The sequence below is a fragment of the Cupriavidus phytohabitans genome, from assembly GCF_000426345.1.
Lineage (GTDB): Bacteria > Pseudomonadota > Gammaproteobacteria > Burkholderiales > Burkholderiaceae > Cupriavidus.
This window is the reverse complement of record NZ_AUFE01000002.1, coordinates 76,203-91,126: the sequence shown is the minus strand read 5'-3', so window position 1 is coordinate 91,126 and position 14,924 is coordinate 76,203. Positions and strand designations below refer to the sequence as shown.

At 69.2% G+C, this 14,924-nt stretch carries 10 protein-coding genes and 2 pseudogenes; 8 read left to right on the top strand and 4 right to left on the bottom strand.

Features of this window, described 5'->3' with window-relative positions; all coding sequences use genetic code 11:
* The first annotated feature begins 21 nt into the window (after positions 1 to 21).
* Positions 22 to 1,392: an esterase-like activity of phytase family protein gene (locus tag K309_RS0102080; RefSeq protein ID WP_029044865.1), complete on the top strand. Its 1,371-nt coding sequence runs from the start codon at positions 22 to 24 to the stop codon at positions 1,390 to 1,392.
* 65 nt (positions 1,393 to 1,457) lie between these two features.
* Here K309_RS0102080 and K309_RS0102075 read toward each other — a convergent pair whose 3' ends face one another.
* Positions 1,458 to 2,999, bottom strand: a complete 1,542-nt coding sequence (locus K309_RS0102075; RefSeq protein ID WP_029044864.1) for a methyl-accepting chemotaxis protein — start codon at positions 2,997 to 2,999, stop codon at positions 1,458 to 1,460.
* Between the two features lie 271 nt (positions 3,000 to 3,270).
* On the opposite strand from K309_RS0102075, the gene K309_RS0102070 reads away from it, so the two are divergent.
* Together K309_RS0102070 and K309_RS0102065 are read left to right on the top strand one after the other, a co-directional pair.
* Positions 3,271 to 3,702, top strand: coding sequence for a phasin family protein (locus K309_RS0102070; protein WP_029044863.1), 432 nt, complete (start codon positions 3,271 to 3,273; stop codon positions 3,700 to 3,702).
* A 9-nt stretch (positions 3,703 to 3,711) separates the two neighbouring features.
* Positions 3,712 to 4,209, top strand: a complete 498-nt coding sequence (locus K309_RS0102065; protein ID WP_029044862.1) for a SulP family inorganic anion transporter — start codon at positions 3,712 to 3,714, stop codon at positions 4,207 to 4,209.
* On the opposite strand, the gene gdhA is transcribed toward K309_RS0102065, so the two are convergent.
* The 3 genes and pseudogenes from gdhA to phnY form a co-directional block, all read right to left on the bottom strand.
* Entirely contained in the window at positions 4,137 to 5,480 is a 1,344-nt protein-coding gene (gene gdhA / locus K309_RS0102060) for an NADP-specific glutamate dehydrogenase (protein WP_029044861.1), read from the bottom strand. The two genes, K309_RS0102065 and gdhA, sit on opposite strands and share 73 nt — an antisense overlap.
* A 291-nt stretch (positions 5,481 to 5,771) precedes the next feature.
* A complete protein-coding gene (locus K309_RS0102055; protein ID WP_029044860.1) occupies positions 5,772 to 6,527 on the bottom strand; it encodes a DeoR/GlpR family DNA-binding transcription regulator in 756 nt (251 codons plus the stop codon).
* 223 nt (positions 6,528 to 6,750) lie between these two features.
* Positions 6,751 to 8,178, bottom strand: a pseudogene (gene phnY, locus K309_RS35780) (phosphonoacetaldehyde dehydrogenase); the annotation flags it as partial.
* A 26-nt stretch (positions 8,179 to 8,204) separates the two neighbouring features.
* On the opposite strand from phnY, the pseudogene K309_RS35775 reads away from it, so the two are divergent.
* The 5 genes and pseudogenes from K309_RS35775 to K309_RS39095 all read left to right on the top strand — a co-directional run.
* Positions 8,205 to 8,717 (top strand): annotated as a pseudogene (locus K309_RS35775) (EamA family transporter); the annotation flags it as partial.
* A 228-nt stretch (positions 8,718 to 8,945) separates the two neighbouring features.
* Complete coding sequence (locus K309_RS39105; RefSeq protein ID WP_051320295.1) at positions 8,946 to 9,227, top strand: hypothetical protein; 282 nt, start codon at positions 8,946 to 8,948, stop codon at positions 9,225 to 9,227.
* Between the two features lie 3 nt (positions 9,228 to 9,230).
* Complete coding sequence (locus K309_RS39100) at positions 9,231 to 9,869, top strand: Pvc16 family protein (protein WP_051320294.1); 639 nt, start codon at positions 9,231 to 9,233, stop codon at positions 9,867 to 9,869.
* On the top strand, positions 9,869 to 11,047 hold the full coding sequence (locus K309_RS0102030) for a hypothetical protein (protein WP_029044859.1): 1,179 nt from the start codon (positions 9,869 to 9,871) through the stop codon (positions 11,045 to 11,047). Before K309_RS39100 ends, K309_RS0102030 begins: the two co-directional genes overlap by 1 nt.
* 54 nt (positions 11,048 to 11,101) lie before the next feature.
* On the top strand, positions 11,102 to 14,902 hold the full coding sequence (locus K309_RS39095; protein ID WP_051320293.1) for a phage tail sheath C-terminal domain-containing protein: 3,801 nt from the start codon (positions 11,102 to 11,104) through the stop codon (positions 14,900 to 14,902).
* Positions 14,903 to 14,924 lie beyond the last annotated feature (22 nt).

The window sequence follows — 14,924 nt, the reverse complement described above, 5'->3', positions numbered from 1 at the left end:
CACGACGCCAAGGAACCGACCATGTCCCGACCTTTTCCTGCCCTGCCGCTGGCCCGGCTCGCCGTGGCCACAGCGCTGCTGGGCGCCCTGCCAGCGTGGGCCGATGCGCCCGAAGCCTTCCCCGCCACGCTCGCCGGCCATGCGGTGCTGCCCGCGCAAACCCTGCTGGCCGCGCCCAAGGATGCTCCGGCGGATTTGCAGGTCAGCGGCAAGTTCACCAGCGCGCAGCGCACCGAGACGCCGGGCACGATCGAAGGCAAGTCCAACGGCCGGCCGACCGGCGTCTCGCTGCCGTTCCGCGGCCAGCCGGCCCAGGGGCACTCCGGCATCAAGCGCATGGCCGACGGCAGCTTCTGGCTGCTGACCGACAACGGCGCGGGCGCCAAGGCCAACTCGCCCGATTTCATGCTGTACCTGAACCAGTACAAGGTGGATTTCAGCACCGGCCAGTTCCGTCGGCTGAAGACGATCTTCCTGCACGATCCGGACAAGAAGGTGCCATTCCGCATCGTCCATGAGGGCACCAGGCAGCGCTACCTGACCGGCTCGGACTTCGACACCGAAAGCTTCCAGTTCGCGGGCGGCGCGATCTGGATCGGCGACGAGTTCGGTCCGTTCCTGATCAAGGCCGACATGAACGGCAAGGTGCTGGCGGTGTTCGAAACCATGGTCGACGGCAAGGTGGTGCGCTCGCCCGACCATCCGGGGGTGACCACCCCAGGCGCGCCGGACGCCGGCATCAAGTTCCAGGTAAAGCGCTCGAAGGGCTTCGAGGGCATGGCCGCGTCGCCCGACGGCAACAAGCTCTATGCCTTGCTGGAAGGTGCGCTGTGGAACGAGGCCACCAGGGGCTATGAGAGCGAAGGCGGCAAGCCCTACCTGCGCGTGCTGGAATTCGACGTGAAGCAGCAGGCCTGGACCGGCCGCCACTGGAAGTACGTGCTGGAAGGCGCGAGCCACGCCATCGGCGACTTCAACATGATCGATGCCAGCCATGGCCTGATCATCGAGCGCGACAACGGCGAGGGCACGCCGGACCAGGCCTGCCCGGCCGGGCAGAAGCGGCCGGACTGCTTCGATGATGTGGCGAAGTTCAAGCGTGTCTATAAGGTCGAACTGACCGACGCCAATGCCGGCGGGCCGGTGCGCAAGATCGGCTATGTCGACCTGCTGCGCATTGCCGACCCGCGCAAGCTGGCGCGCAAGCCGCTGACCGATGGGGCGCTGGCGTTCCCGTTCTTTACCATCGAGAACGTCGAAGTGGTCGACGCCACGCATATCGTGGTCGGCAACGACAACAACCTGCCATTCAGCAGCAGCCGCGAACCGAATCGCGCGGATGACAATGAGCTGGTGTTGCTGGAGGTGGGGGAGTTTTTGCGGGCGCGGTAGCTTCCGCGCAGGTTGGTGTGCGCCCCTCTCCCGGAGGGAGAGGGGAGAAAACCAGCGGCTCGCGATCAGGCCGCCAGCCTGAACGTCGCCACCGCCTCCTTCAACCGCTGCGCCTGCTCCTCCAGCGAACCCGCCGCCGCGGCCGCCTCTTCCACCAGCGCGGCGTTCTGCTGTGTGACCGTATCCATCTGCGTCACCGCCCGGTTCACCTGCTCGATCCCCGAGCTCTGCTCGGCCGACGCCGCGCTGATCTCGCCCATGATGTCGGTCACGCGCTTGACCGCCGCGACGATCTCTTCCATGGTCTGGCCCGACTGCGTCACCAGCATGGAGCCCTTCTCGACGCGATCGACCGAATCCCCGATCAGCGCCTTGATCTCCTTGGCCGCGGTCGCGCTGCGCTGCGCCAGGCTGCGCACTTCGCCCGCCACCACGGCAAAGCCCCGACCCTGCTCGCCGGCGCGCGCCGCTTCCACCGCCGCGTTCAGCGCCAGGATATTGGTCTGGAAGGCAATGCCCTCGATCACGGCAATGATGTCGACCACCTTCTTCGACGCGCCGTTGATCTCTTCCATGGTCTCGGCCACCTTGCCCGCGACTTCGCCGCCCTTCTCGGCGATATCCGAGGCATTGACCGCCAGCGTGCTGGCCTGGCGCGCATTGTCCGCGTTCTGGCGCACGATGCTGGTCAGTTCTTCCATGCTGGCCGCGGTCTGCTGCAGCGACGAGGCCTGTTCCTCGGTACGCTGCGACAGGTCTGTGTTGCCGGCCGCGATCTGGCTGGTGCCCGACACGATCGACTCGGTGCCCGCGCGCACCTGGCGCACGATGCGCAGGATATTGGCGTTCATGTCGGCCAATGCCTGCAGCAACTGGCCGGTCTCGTCGCGGCTGTCGACATCGATGCGGCTGGTGAGGTCGCCGGAAGCCACGGTGCGGGCCACCGCCACGGCGCGATGCAGCGGGCGCGTGATGCCGCTGGTCAGCCAGACCGAGAACGCAATGCCGATCCCCAGCACCACCACGCCCAGCCCGATCAGGCTGTTGCGCGCATTGACATAGATGCTGTTGATCTCGCGCGCGGTGGCATCGATGCTGGTGCGCTGGATGTCGAGCAGCTTCTGGATCTCGGCCAGGTAGGCGTCGCCGGCGGGGACGAACTCCTGCTCCAGTACCTGGTTGGCTTCTTCGGTCAGGCCTTCCTGCTTGAGCCTGGTGATCTTGTCGCGGCCGTTGTTGTAAGGGTCGCGCACGCTCAGTATTTTCTGGAACGCGGCCTTTTCCTGCTCGGAACTGAGCATCGGCTGCAGCTTGTCGCGCAGCTGCGCAATGCCTTCGATCGATGCCTTGGTCTCGGCGGCAAAGAACTGGCCCAGCGACGGGTCGGCGCTGCGCGCCACCGCGGTGGTGCGGCGCACGCTGGTGTGCATGAGCCGGTACCAGTCGCTGACCAGCCGTTCCTTGGTCAGCGGCTGCTGCATCATCGCATGGGTGCGCTCGGCCACCTGCTGCAGGCGCAGCATGCCGAATACCGTCATGAGCGCCGACAGCAGCAATACCACCCCAAAACCGATGCCGAGGCGTACCCCGATACCTAGATTCTTCATGTCTTCTACCTGATTAGGACTGGTCATGGCGAAGTGCCGGCGCTGGTGGGCGCAAGCGTTCTCCGCTCTCGTCGTCCGCGGGCGGGCCCGATGGGCCGGCGCACGTGCGGGCTATGGATGGCAACGGCATGGGGGGCCGAAACTTTAGGGTCTTCCTCGATTGACGGCTAGAAGCGTGCGGATTCCGGCTATAGTGGAGTGGAATCCGGCGCAGGGCCGTCCCGCGGCCCGCTCCACCCCTGCTCACCCTTCCCCCACCAGGAGATCCAGCATGGCTACGCCTCCCAATCCTTTCGCCGATTTCACCAAGCTGATGGAACAGTTCCGCGTGCCGGGCCTCGACATGAACGCCGTGATCGAGGCACGCCGCAAGGATATCGAGGCCCTGACCGAGGCCAACAAGCTGGCCTACGAGGGCATGCAGGCCGTGATGCAGAAGCAGCAGGAAATCTTCATGCAGACCATGCAGCAACTGCAGGCCGCGGCGCAGCAGTACGGCACCCCTGGCAACCCGGCCGAGGCCATGGCCAAGCATGGCGAGCTGGTGCAGCAGGCGCTGCAGCGGGCGTTCGAAAACATGCGCGAGCTGGCCGAGACCGCGCAGAAGGCACAGGCCGAGGCGCTGACAGTGATCGGCAAGCGCGCCGAGCAGAACGTCAAGGAGGCCGGCGAACTGTTCCAGCAGCCGGGGAAAAAGGGCTAGCGGCCGGCCGTGGTATCGGACGGCCTGCCGGAGCGACCCCGAAACCTGCTGCGCGCCACGCTGGCGCGCCTGATGCCCGGCGCCGCCGAGCTGCTGCATGACCGCCGCGCCGATTTCGGCGTGGACCTGCAGGCCGGCGTGCCGGTGGCCGCGGTCAGCCTGCCGATCAGCGTGGCCTATGCCCAGCTTGCCGGCTTCAGCCCGGTGGTGGGCCTGTACAGCGTGGTATTGCCGATGCTGGCTTATGCGCTGTTCGGTTCGTCCCGCCAGATGATCGTCGGGCCCGACGCTGCCACCTGCGCCATGACCGCGGCGACGCTGTCGCCGACTGGCGCTGCCCGACAGCGAGGCCTACCGCGCGCTGTCGGTTTCGCTGACCTCCTGAGGGTCGCGCCGGCGGCCGGCATTGCACCGGCCGCGTCCGGGCCAGATCGTCAGATCACCCCTTGCGCCAGCATGGCATCCGCCACCTTGACGAAGCCGGCGATATTCGCGCCTTCCACGTAGTTGATATACCCGCCCGCCTTCTGCCCGTGGTGGATGCAGTTCTGGTGGATGTCCTTCATGATCGCGTGCAGCTTCTCGTCGACCTCGGCGTGGTGCCACGACAGGCGCATCGCATTCTGCGACATCTCCAGGCCGGAGGTCGCCACGCCGCCGGCGTTGCTGGCCTTGCCCGGCGCATAAAGGATCCTGGCGTCGACGAAGCGGTCGACGGCTTCCAGCGTCGACGGCATGTTGGCGCCTTCGGCCACGCAGATCACCCCGTTGCCGAGCAGGGTTTCGGCATCGTTGCCGTCGAGCTCGTTCTGCGTTGCGCACGGCAGCGCGACGTCGGCGGGCACGTGCCAGGGGGTGCGGCCAGCTTCGAAGGCCATGTCGTGGCGGGCGGCGAAGTCGGCCAGGCGGCCGCGCTCTTCGTTCTTGAAGGCCATGACTTCAGCCAGCTGCCCGGTGGTCATGCCTTGCGGGTAGTGCAGCACGCCGCCGGAGTCCGACAGGGTCAGCACCTTGGCGCCCAGTTCGATGGCCTTCTCGGCCGCGTACTGCGCCACGTTGCCCGAGCCGGAGATCAGCACGCGCAGGCCGTCGAACTCGCGGCCGCGGCGGTGCAGCATTTCCTGTGCGAAGTAGACGGTGCCGTAGCCGGTGGCTTCCGGCCGCATCAGGCTGCCACCGTAGGCCAGGCCCTTGCCGGTAAAGACGCAGGCGGACTGGTTCGACAGCTTCTTCATCATGCCGGCCATGAAGCCCACTTCGCGCGCGCCCACGCCGATGTCGCCGGCCGGGATATCGGTGTCCGGGCCCAGGTGACGGTACAGCTCGGTCACCAGCGCCTGGCAGAAGCGCATCACTTCGGCGTCGGACTTGCCCTTGGGGTCGAAGTCCGAGCCGCCCTTGCCGCCGCCCATGGGCAGCGTGGTCAGCGCGTTCTTGAAGGTCTGCTCGAAGCCCAGGAACTTCAGCACCGACAGGTTCACGGTCGGGTGGAAGCGCATGCCGCCCTTGTACGGGCCGATCGCCGAGCTGTGCTGCACGCGGAAGGCGCGGTTGACCTGCACCTGGTTGCGGTCATCGGTCCAGGCCACGCGGAACTGGATCACGCGCTCGGGCTCGACCAGCCGCTCGAGCAGGGCCTGGTCGGCATAGCGCGGATTGCGCTCGACGAACGGCCAGAGCGTCATCATCACTTCCTTCACGGCCTGGAGGAATTCAGGTTGATTGGGGTCGCGGCGGGCGACCCCCGCCAGGAATGCGTCGAGGGAAGGAGCGTTCACGATGTCTCTGCTGTGCTGGTGCTGTGTCTGGATCTGACGGCCCTGCCGGCTGGTGCCGGTCTCTGGAGCCGCCTGGCGTTGCGCCGAGGGGAAGGTGGGTGGCCTCCGGTTGTCCAGACAGGCACGGCATGCCGCGCCTGTCTGGCAACCCGAAACTTTAGCACCAGCATGGGGCATGTGGCAGTCAAAACACCTGTGACTGCCATGTAAAGGCTACATTTTGGTGCGAACACCGGGGACTTTCGTGCGATCAGCGCACAAATGCGCCGCAAATCCGACTTGTCGTCGCGGCTAGGCGATCAGCAGCTTGGCCCCGCGTTCCTTGAGCGCCGCGCCCAGTTCCGGCTCGGGCGCCATGTCCGTGATCAGCCAGGCGGCCAGGTCGAAATGCTTGATGGTCACCCCGGTGTTGCGGCCGAACTTGGTGTGGTCCGCCACGACGCAGGCGGTGTCGGCGGCCATCAGCATGCGGCTGCGCAGCTCGGCCGCCGAGCGCGAGAAGTCGCAGATCTCGCCGCGCGGGGTGACGCCACCGATGCCGATAAAGGCAAAGTCGGTGTGGTAGCGCGACAGCTGCTCGATGGTGTCCCAGCCGTGGGTCGCGTCCTCGTTGTCCTGCAGTTCGCCCCCGAGCACGATCACGCGGTTGCCGTTGCGCCGGCCCAGCAGCTGGGCAATGGCGAGGTCGTTGGTGTAGACCAGCAGGTTGTGGTGGCCGTGCAGCGCCTGCGCCACCGCGTGGGTGGTGGTGCCGTAATCCAGGATCAGCGATGCCCCGTCGCGCACCAGTTCCGCGGCGCGCACGCCGATGGCGCGCTTGCCTTCGGCATTGACCGCGGCGCGGGTCTGGGTGTCGGGTTCGGTGCGGTCGGAGGCCAGCGCCCCGCCGTGCGTCAGCACCAGCAGGCCGCGGCCCGCGAGCGTGTTCAGGTCGCGCCGGATGGTCTCGCGCGAGACGTCGAGCTCGGCCACCAGTTCGCTGATGGCCAGCGCGCCGGTGGCGGAGAGCTGGTCGAGGATGTATTTCTGCCGTTGTTCGGCGAGCACGGGGACTCCGGGAGCGTGGGGGTTGGCCGATTCTAGCGCAGAGGTCCGTGAGCAACCGTTTGTGTGTTCCCTCTCACGCTTGCGGGAGAGGGTTGGGGTGAGGGCCGGCGCGTCAACAAAGTGACGCCCGCCGCCGTTGCCAGGGCCCGCCCTCACCCCCGGCCCCTCTCCCCCTTGCGGGAGAGGGGAGCAAACCAGCGGTCAAATCAGCTCTCCTGGTACCTCACGCCCACGGCAACGTCACCGTCTTCAGATTGGTAAAGCTCTTGGCCGCCTCCTGCACGCCTTCCTTGTAGCCCAGCCCCGAATCCTTGATGCCGCCGAACGGCGTCAGCTCGATGCGGTAGCCCGGCACTTCCCACAGGTTCACCGTGCCCACATGCAGCGAGTTGGCGATCTTCGTGAACGCCTCGATATCGTTGGTGCAGACCCCCGACGACAAGCCGAACGCCGTGCCGTTGGAAATCCGGATCGCATCATCGACATCACGGAACGTGATGATGGGCGATACCGGCCCGAAGGTCTCCTCGCGCACCACCGTCATCGCCGGGTCGACGCGGTCGATCACCGTAGGCGCATAGCTGGCGCCATTGCGCTGGTTGCCGGCCAGCAGCCGCGCGCCCTGTGCCACCGCTTCGTTGACGCGCGCCTCGAACAGCATGGCGGCCTCTTCGTCGATTACCGTGCCCATGTCGACGCCACGGTCCATCGGGTCGCCGTACTTCCACGCGCGGGTCTTTTCCACCACCAGTTCGGTGAAGCGCGCCGCCACCGCCTGGTGCACCAGCATGCGCTTGACCGCGGTGCAGCGCTGGCCCGAGTTCTTGTACGAGCCCTGCACCGCGAGGTCGGAGGCGCGGTCCAGGTCGGCGTCGGCCAGCACGATCAGCGGGTCGTTGCCGCCCAGCTCCAGCACCACGCGCTTGTAGCCGGCCTTGCTGGCGATGTACTTGCCGATGGCCACGCCGCCGGTGAAGGTGACGAGGTCGACCGCGGGATGGGTGATCAGCTCGTCAGCGATCTCGCGCGGGTCGCCCGTGACGACCTGCAGCATCTGCGGCGGCAGCCCGGCCTCGTACAGCAGGTCGGCAAGGAAGTACGCCGACAGCGGGACCTTCTCCGATGGCTTGAGCACCATGCGGTTGTTGGTAGCAATCGACGGCGCCACCTTGTGCGCCACCTGGTTCATCGGGTGGTTGAACGGGGTGATGGCGCAGATCACGCCCAGCAGCGGCTCGCGCTGCGTCAGCACGCGGCGCTTCTTGCCGTGCGGGGTCAGGTCGCAGGAGAACAGCTGGCCGTCGTCGCGCAGCGCCTCGGTGGCGGCGAAGCCGAGCACGTCGGCCACGCGGCCGATCTCGTACAGCGAGTCCTTCTTCGACAGGCCGGACTCCAGCGTGATCAGGTCCGACGCTTCCTCGGTACGCTCGCGCAGCAGCGCGGCGGCTCGGTTCAGGATGGCGGCGCGCTCGTAGCGCGTCAGCGTGGCACGGTACGCCCGCGCCACGTCGAAGGCGCGGCGCACGTCGTCGAGCGTGGCCTTGGGCACGGTGCCCACCAGCGTGCCGTCATACGGGTTGCGCACCTCGATCACGCGCTCGCGCACGATCTTCTGGCCATCGATGCGCAGGGCCTCGGCACGAAAGTGCGGGCTGACGGTGCCTGCAGGGAATTGGGGGCAGCGAGCGGCTCGGCCCCGGCGGCTATGCCGGCATCGCCCTGATCTGTTGCGGCCTGGTCAGCCTGGTGCGCTGGCGGCGGCAGTCGCCTGACCAGCTTGGCTTTGCGCTGCTGGCCGGCGCTTGCCTGGCGGCTGGCACGGTGATCGACGGCACGGCGGTCAAGCGCTACGGCGAAGTCTTCACCTACATCGTCTGGCTGCAAGCGATGTCGCACGTATTCATGCCCGGCTATGCCTTCAGCCGCCGCGGCACGGCGCTGCTGACACTGCTGCGCACCGAATGGAAGCGCGCGTGGATCGGCAGCATCAACCGCGTCGGGTCGTATGGGCTGATGCTGTGGGCGATGACGCTGGCGCCGGTGGCCAAGCTGGCGGCGCTGCGCGAGTCCAGCGTGATCTTCGCCGCGCTGCTCGGCCACTTCCTGCTGCGCGAGCCGTTCGACCGGCGCCGCCTGGCCGCCACCGCGCTGGTGCTGGCGGGCATCCTGACGCTGCAGCTCGCGCGCTAGGCGCCTCCCCGGGGCAACGCTGCCGCACCCGGGACCGGCACACCCCATCCCGCGCCAACGCGCAAGTCCCTGATTTTCCCCGCCTTCCGGTGCTGGCAGCGGGGCCATCGCGCCCCACCCCTTCCCCTGCTCCCGGGCGCGCTGCCGCCTGCCACAAGGCCCGGCCGCCCTGGCCCGGATGTTGCGCAACAGTGCGGGAACCCAGCCCTATCCGCGACGGCTCCCGATATGGTCGATACCTCGGTCTCAGGCCTTGACCCCCGCGCAGCCGCCGTGGCGATGCAGGTCACCGGGTATGTACGCCGCTACCCGAAGGCAGCCGACACCTGCATCGGCATCGCCCGCTGGTGGCTGCCGGCCGGGTCACAGGCCGATCCCGCGGTGGTATTGCGGGCCCTGGAGGCGCTGGTGCGGGACGGCGTGCTGCAGGCCAGGCGCCTGCCGTCAGGTGAATGCCTGTACAGCGCCGCCGGCCCGGACCATGACAGCGAGCAGCGGAACGAGAACTGAGCGATGAAGACAGCGATACGCGATGCCTGCCAGAGCCTGCGCCGCCATATCGAGCAGGCTCTGCGCGACGACCCGGACCTGTCGCCGTACTTCGACCCGGCCGACCCGATGCCGGATGCGATCGGCACCATGATCGTCTCGCTGGACACGCCCCAGGAACTGGAAGAGCGCGACCGCGAGGGCCTGTCGCTGTGGCTCTACCTGGTCCAGCGCGAGGAATTCACGCTCAACCGCCCGCCGCGCCGCAGCGCCGCCGACCGCATCGAACGCCGCCCGCTGCCGCTGCGCCTGCATTTCCTGGTCACGCCGCAGGTCGCCGACGAGCGCGAGGACGCGACCGACCTGGAGCACCTGATCCTCGGCAAGATCCTGCAGCTGTTCCACGACGACCCCAGCCTCAGCGGCGCGCGCCTGGCCGGCACGCTGGCGGGCTCCGGGCTGGAATTCTTCCTGCGGCTGGAGCCGCTCTCGCTGGAAGAGATCACGCGGGTCTGGGACGCGCTCGACAAGCCCTACCAGCTGTGCGTGTCGTTCGAGATGAGCATCGTGCCGATCGCGTCGGGCCACGATCCGGAGCAGGTCACGCCAGTGGACTCGGTGCTGTCCGAGCATGGCATCGCCAGCCTGCGGGAGCCGGCGTGATGGACTGCCGTCCGGAACACGCCGGCGCCGCCACCTGGCACCTGTGCCCGGACCCGCTGCAGGCCCCGGGCGTGCGCCTGCGCGCGCTGGTGCAGGCCCGGCTGGTGGACGAGATCACGTTGCGGCCCATCGTCGCTGACGTCGTCGAGACCCCCGACCTGCGTTTGGCCCTGCACGTAGCTCCGCGCATCGGGCGCGACGGGGTGGCCGGGCTGGCCGGCCGGCCCGCGAGCCTGTTCCCCGGGCTTGCGCTGGCCGCCGCTGCCGTGCCGATGCGTGTGGCCGCGCGCGGCTACCTGCCGCTCGACCTCGACGGCATGCTCGGCCCGTTTGCCGGCTTTCCCGCGGATTTCGCCGCGCTGGACCACGGCGACGTGTTCCTGCACCGCGCGGGCGTGGCGCTCAAGGGCCGCGTCGTGCAGCGCGGCACGCCGCAGAACCTGCCGCTGGCCGGTGCCACGGTCGAGATCGATGGCCTCTGGCCGGCCTTCCCGCCGCCCAACGTGATGCCGGCCGCGGTGATGGTGCCGGCCGACGTGGTAGCGCTGGAGCCCGGCTTCTATCGCGGCCATGCCACGGCCACGCTGTCGCGCTGCGACGTGGTCGACGACCTGCCGCAGGCCAAGCGCCTGCTGTTGCCGGCGGCGCCGGGCACGCGCCGGCTGCGGCTGGACAACCGCGACACACTGGCCGCCGGCATGCCGCTGCGGATCGACGCCGACGATGGCGCGCGCGCCGAAGTGATCGGCATCCAGTCCGTCGATACCAGCCTGTCCGCCGACCAGCCGGCGTGGATCGAGCTCGCCCACCCGCTCAGGCACCTGCACCGGCGGCAGGCGCTGGTGGTGCCGGCCAGCATCCCCGCCACGCATGACCCGCGCAACCTGTCGCGCGCGGCGCAAGCCGGCGACGCCTGCGCCTTCCTCGCCGCTGCCGCGCCGTGGGCCGCGCTGTCGCTGGTGCAGGTGGACGACGGCATCAACCCACCCGAATACCAGCGCATCGACCACTACGCCACGACCGCCGATGCCGACGGCTATTTCCGCCTGCCGCGGATCGCGCGGCTGGCCCTGTTCCGGCTGCGCGCCACCCACCCCGCGCCGCCGCAACCGCTGCTGCTGACCATCGAGCCCGACTACGGGCTGGCCGAACAGGTGCTGGCGGTGGCGTTCGAATGACGCGAATGAACGCCGCACTCACGCTCCGTCCCGCAACCGCATAGGGGAACCAATATGCCCGAATATCTCGCACCCGGTGTCTATGTCGAGGAAATCCAGGCGAGCAACAAGCCGATCGAGGGGGTCAGCACCAGCACCACCGGACTGGTCGGCGTGACCGAGCGCGGCCCGCTGGACGTGCCGCAGCTGGTCACCAGCTTTGGCGAGTTCCAGCGGCTATTCGGCGGCATGCTGCCGCCGGACGCGTTCACCGGGCCGGGCGGGCGGGTCCACAGCTACCTGCCGCATGCGGTCGAGGGCTTCTTCCTCAACGGCGGCAAGCGCGCCTGGGTCACGCGCGTGCTGCCCGAGCAGGCGGAGCGCGCGCGGCGCGACATGTTCCACTTCGACCTCGCCAATGCGGCCATGGGCGGCAGCGTGCTGCTGCGCCCGGCGCTGCAGGACACCGGCACGGCCATCAACCTGCCGCGGCTGTATGTGCTCGATCCCGGCAACTTCGGCGTCGGCGACTGGGTGCGCGTGGGCGACGGCAGCCGCGCCGACTACCGCCAGGTGCAGGCACTGGGCGCCGCGCCAAGCCATACCTCGCTGACGCTGCCGCTGTATTTCTCGCATGCGGCCGGCGCGCCGGCGCGCGATGTCGCCGTCACCGTGGCCGCCACGCTCAGCCCCTTCACGCTGCGCGACAACACAAGCGCCGGCGCCACCGGACTGGTGCTCAGCGGCACCGCGGCGCTGATCACCAACCTGCTGCCGCTGACGCACCAGCTGCTGCAGGTCGACGGCGCCGAGTATGTGTTTGCCGCCGCGGTGGTCGGGCTAAGCGCCACCGAGGCGCGCGTGCTGCTGGAAACGCCGCTGCGGCTGCCGCATGCGCGCGGCGCGCAGGTCGACGGCCTCGACATCCCGGCCGGCGCCAATGTGAACCTGGAGGTGGCGGCCAGCGCCGGCGACCTGCTGCTGTTCGGGCCAAGTTTCAGTACCGCGGGCAACCTGGTGGTGGTCGGCGTCGGCAGCGCGCAGGAAGAGGTGCAGCGCGTCGGCACGCTGGCGCAGCTGCCGCTGGACGTGCCCGCCTATGCCGCCTACCCCGCCGGCACCGTCGGCCAGCTGGTCACGCTGGCCGACGACGCGCGCACGGTCACGGACCTGCCGACAAATACGGTGGTGCCGCTCGATACCGTGGCGGGCATGAGCGCCGGCATGACCTTCACCTTCGGCGCCAACAACCAGGTGGTGGCGGCGGTCAACCCGGCCCTCGGCCTGGTGCGTCTGGCCGCGCCGCTGCCGGGCCCCGCGCTGGCTGCCGGCGACGCAGTACAGGTGGGCGCGGTGGCGGCCAACGTGGTGGCCTATCCAACCGGGCGCGTGGTGCCGCTCGACAGCGTCAACGGCGTCGAGACCGGCATGACCTTCGACAATGCCGGCGACACCGCGCTGGTTGCCACCGTGCTGCCCGACCTGCGCGCGGTAGTGCTGGCCACCGCGCTGGCGGCCGCCCCTGCCCCCGGCACCGCGGTCACGGTCGGCGGCAATGCCAATACGGCACAGGCCCTGCTGCGCGCCGACGTGATCCCGCTGGACGATGTCGACGGCCTGGCGCCCGGCATGTCCATCACCATCGGCGCCGACACCGCCACCATCAGCGCGGTCAACACCACGGTGGGCGCGGTCGCGCTGCAGGCGCCGCTGCCCGCGGCCCCGGCGGCGGGCAGCACCGCCAGCTTCGCGCTGCGCCACACCACCCAGGCCACTGGCGCGGGCGCCGCGACGCTGGCACTGGACAACCGACTCGGCCTCGATGCCGGCGACGTGCTGCGCGTCGGCGTGGCCCCGGACGAGGAATACGCGACCATCGCGCGCGTGCGGGGCGAGCGCGGCGTCTCGCCCGACGCCGGCGTGGTCCAGCTCGCGCATCCGCTGAGCGCGGGCCATGCCAGCGGCGTCGAGGTCGCGCGCCAGGACGTGGCGATCGACACCACGCGCCAGCCGGCCACGCTGGTGCTGTCGCCCGCGGCCGGCAGCGAGCAGCTGCTGGTCGGCGACGGCACCACCTATGGCGCGGTGCTGCCGGAAGTGGTCCGTTTCACCACCGCGGACGGCATTGCCTATTTCCACCGCCTCGACGGCGCCGCGGCCAATGCCAACCCGCTGGAGATCGAACTGGACAACCGCCTCGATTTCAGCCACGCCGCGGGCGCGGTGGTGGCCGAGCGCAACCGGCTGTTCGCGGTGCAGGCGCTGGATGCCGGCGGCTGGGGCGACCGCCTGATGATCGCCGCCGCCGACGAAGCCAGCAGCCTGGCGGCCAATGCCAATGTGCTGGCTGCCAACCCGCCACCGGGGCCGGGCATGTTCTCGTCGCTGCAGCTGGCCACGCTGACCGGCATCGAGCCCGGCACCATCCTGGAGCTGCTCGAGCCCGATGGCACGCCGGTGGCCGGCGCCCCGCTGCTGAAGGCACGCGCGGTCGACCGCGCCAGCCGGCTGGTGCTGCTGGACCCGCCGGGGCTGCAGGCGGTGCACATGAACGCGGTCAACAATGCGCTGATGGCCGGCCTCAATGCGCGCGTGCGCTCGCGCGAGTGGAGCCTGACGGTGTTGCTGCGCCAGCGCCCCGACCCCGCCGTGCCCACGCGCAACGACCACCTGCTGGACCAGGAGAGCTTCCGCCAGCTGTCGATGGACCCGCGCCACAGCCGCTATTTCGAGCGCGTGATCGGCGCCACCTTCACGCCGGGGTCGCCCGCCGACGACGCAGGCAACCCGTTGCGGCGCTGGGACCGGCGCTCGGAGGGTGCATCGCACTACATCCGCGTGCTCGACCTGGAGCCGGTGATGGCCAACCGCACCGCGATCCGGCTCGGGCCCGAGGCCTTGCTCGACGTGCTGCCTTCCGGCCTGGTGCGTCCGGCGCGCCTGCCGCTGTCCGGCGGCAGCGATGCCGTGTCGCTGATGGGCGACGCGATGTACGCCGGAACCGACAGCAACGAGCCCGACCAGCGCACCGGCCTGCACGCGCTGAAGAACCCGCAGAACATCTCGCTGGTGGCGATTCCCGGCCAGACCACGGCGGCGCTGCAGCAGGCTCTGATCGACCAGTGCGAGGCGATGCGCTACCGCTTCGCCGTGCTCGACGGCCCGCCGCCCGACAACGACACGCTGGCCGACGTGCAGGACCTGCGCAGCCGCTACGACTCGCGCTATGCGGCGGTCTACCATCCGTGGCTGACCATTCCCGACCCGTTCCCGCAAAGCCTGGCCAACCTGCGGCAGGTGCCGATCCCCCCGTCGGGCCACATGCTCGGCATCTATGCCCGCGTGGACAACGAGCGCGGGGTGCACAAGGCGCCGGCCAATGAAGTGGTGCGCGGCATCGCCGGGCTGACGCGCTACTTCAGCAAGGGCGAGCAGGACATCCTCAACCCGTACCCGACCAACATCAACGTGGTGCGCGATTTCCGGCCCAACAACCGCGGCCTGCGCGTGTGGGGCGCGCGCTGCATCACCTCCGAGAGCGAATTCAAGTACCTGAACGTGCGCCGCCTGCTGATCTTCCTGGAAGACTCGATCGACCGCGGCATGCAGTGGGTGGTGTTCGAGCCTAACGCCGAGGAACTGTGGGCGCGCGTGCGGCGCAGCATCACCAACTTCCTGACCACGGTGTGGCGCAACGGCGCGCTGGAAGGGACCACGCCCGAGCAGGGCTTCTTCGTCAAGTGCGACCGCACCACCATGACCCGCGACGACATCGACAACGGGCGCCTGATCGTGGTGATCGGAGTGGCGCCGGTCAAGCCGGCCGAGTACGTGATCATCCGCATCGGCCTGTGGACGGCCGACGCGGAACAATGAACGAACGCTGAGGAGCGAGGCC

Bases quoted from the DNA above. Each gene is read 5' to 3' on its own strand.
- K309_RS0102080 (WP_029044865.1), top strand. From the start codon at position 22: ATGTCCCGACCTTTTCCTGCCCTGCCGCTGGCCCGGCTCGCCGTGGCC.
- K309_RS0102075 (WP_029044864.1), bottom strand. From the start codon at position 2,999: ATGAAGAATCTAGGTATCGGGGTACGCCTCGGCATCGGTTTTGGGGTG.
- K309_RS0102070 (WP_029044863.1), top strand. From the start codon at position 3,271: ATGGCTACGCCTCCCAATCCTTTCGCCGATTTCACCAAGCTGATGGAA.
- K309_RS39105 (WP_051320295.1), top strand. From the start codon at position 8,946: ATGGTCGATACCTCGGTCTCAGGCCTTGACCCCCGCGCAGCCGCCGTG.
- K309_RS39100 (WP_051320294.1), top strand. From the start codon at position 9,231: ATGAAGACAGCGATACGCGATGCCTGCCAGAGCCTGCGCCGCCATATC.
- K309_RS0102030 (WP_029044859.1), top strand. From the start codon at position 9,869: ATGGACTGCCGTCCGGAACACGCCGGCGCCGCCACCTGGCACCTGTGC.
- K309_RS39095 (WP_051320293.1), top strand. From the start codon at position 11,102: ATGCCCGAATATCTCGCACCCGGTGTCTATGTCGAGGAAATCCAGGCG.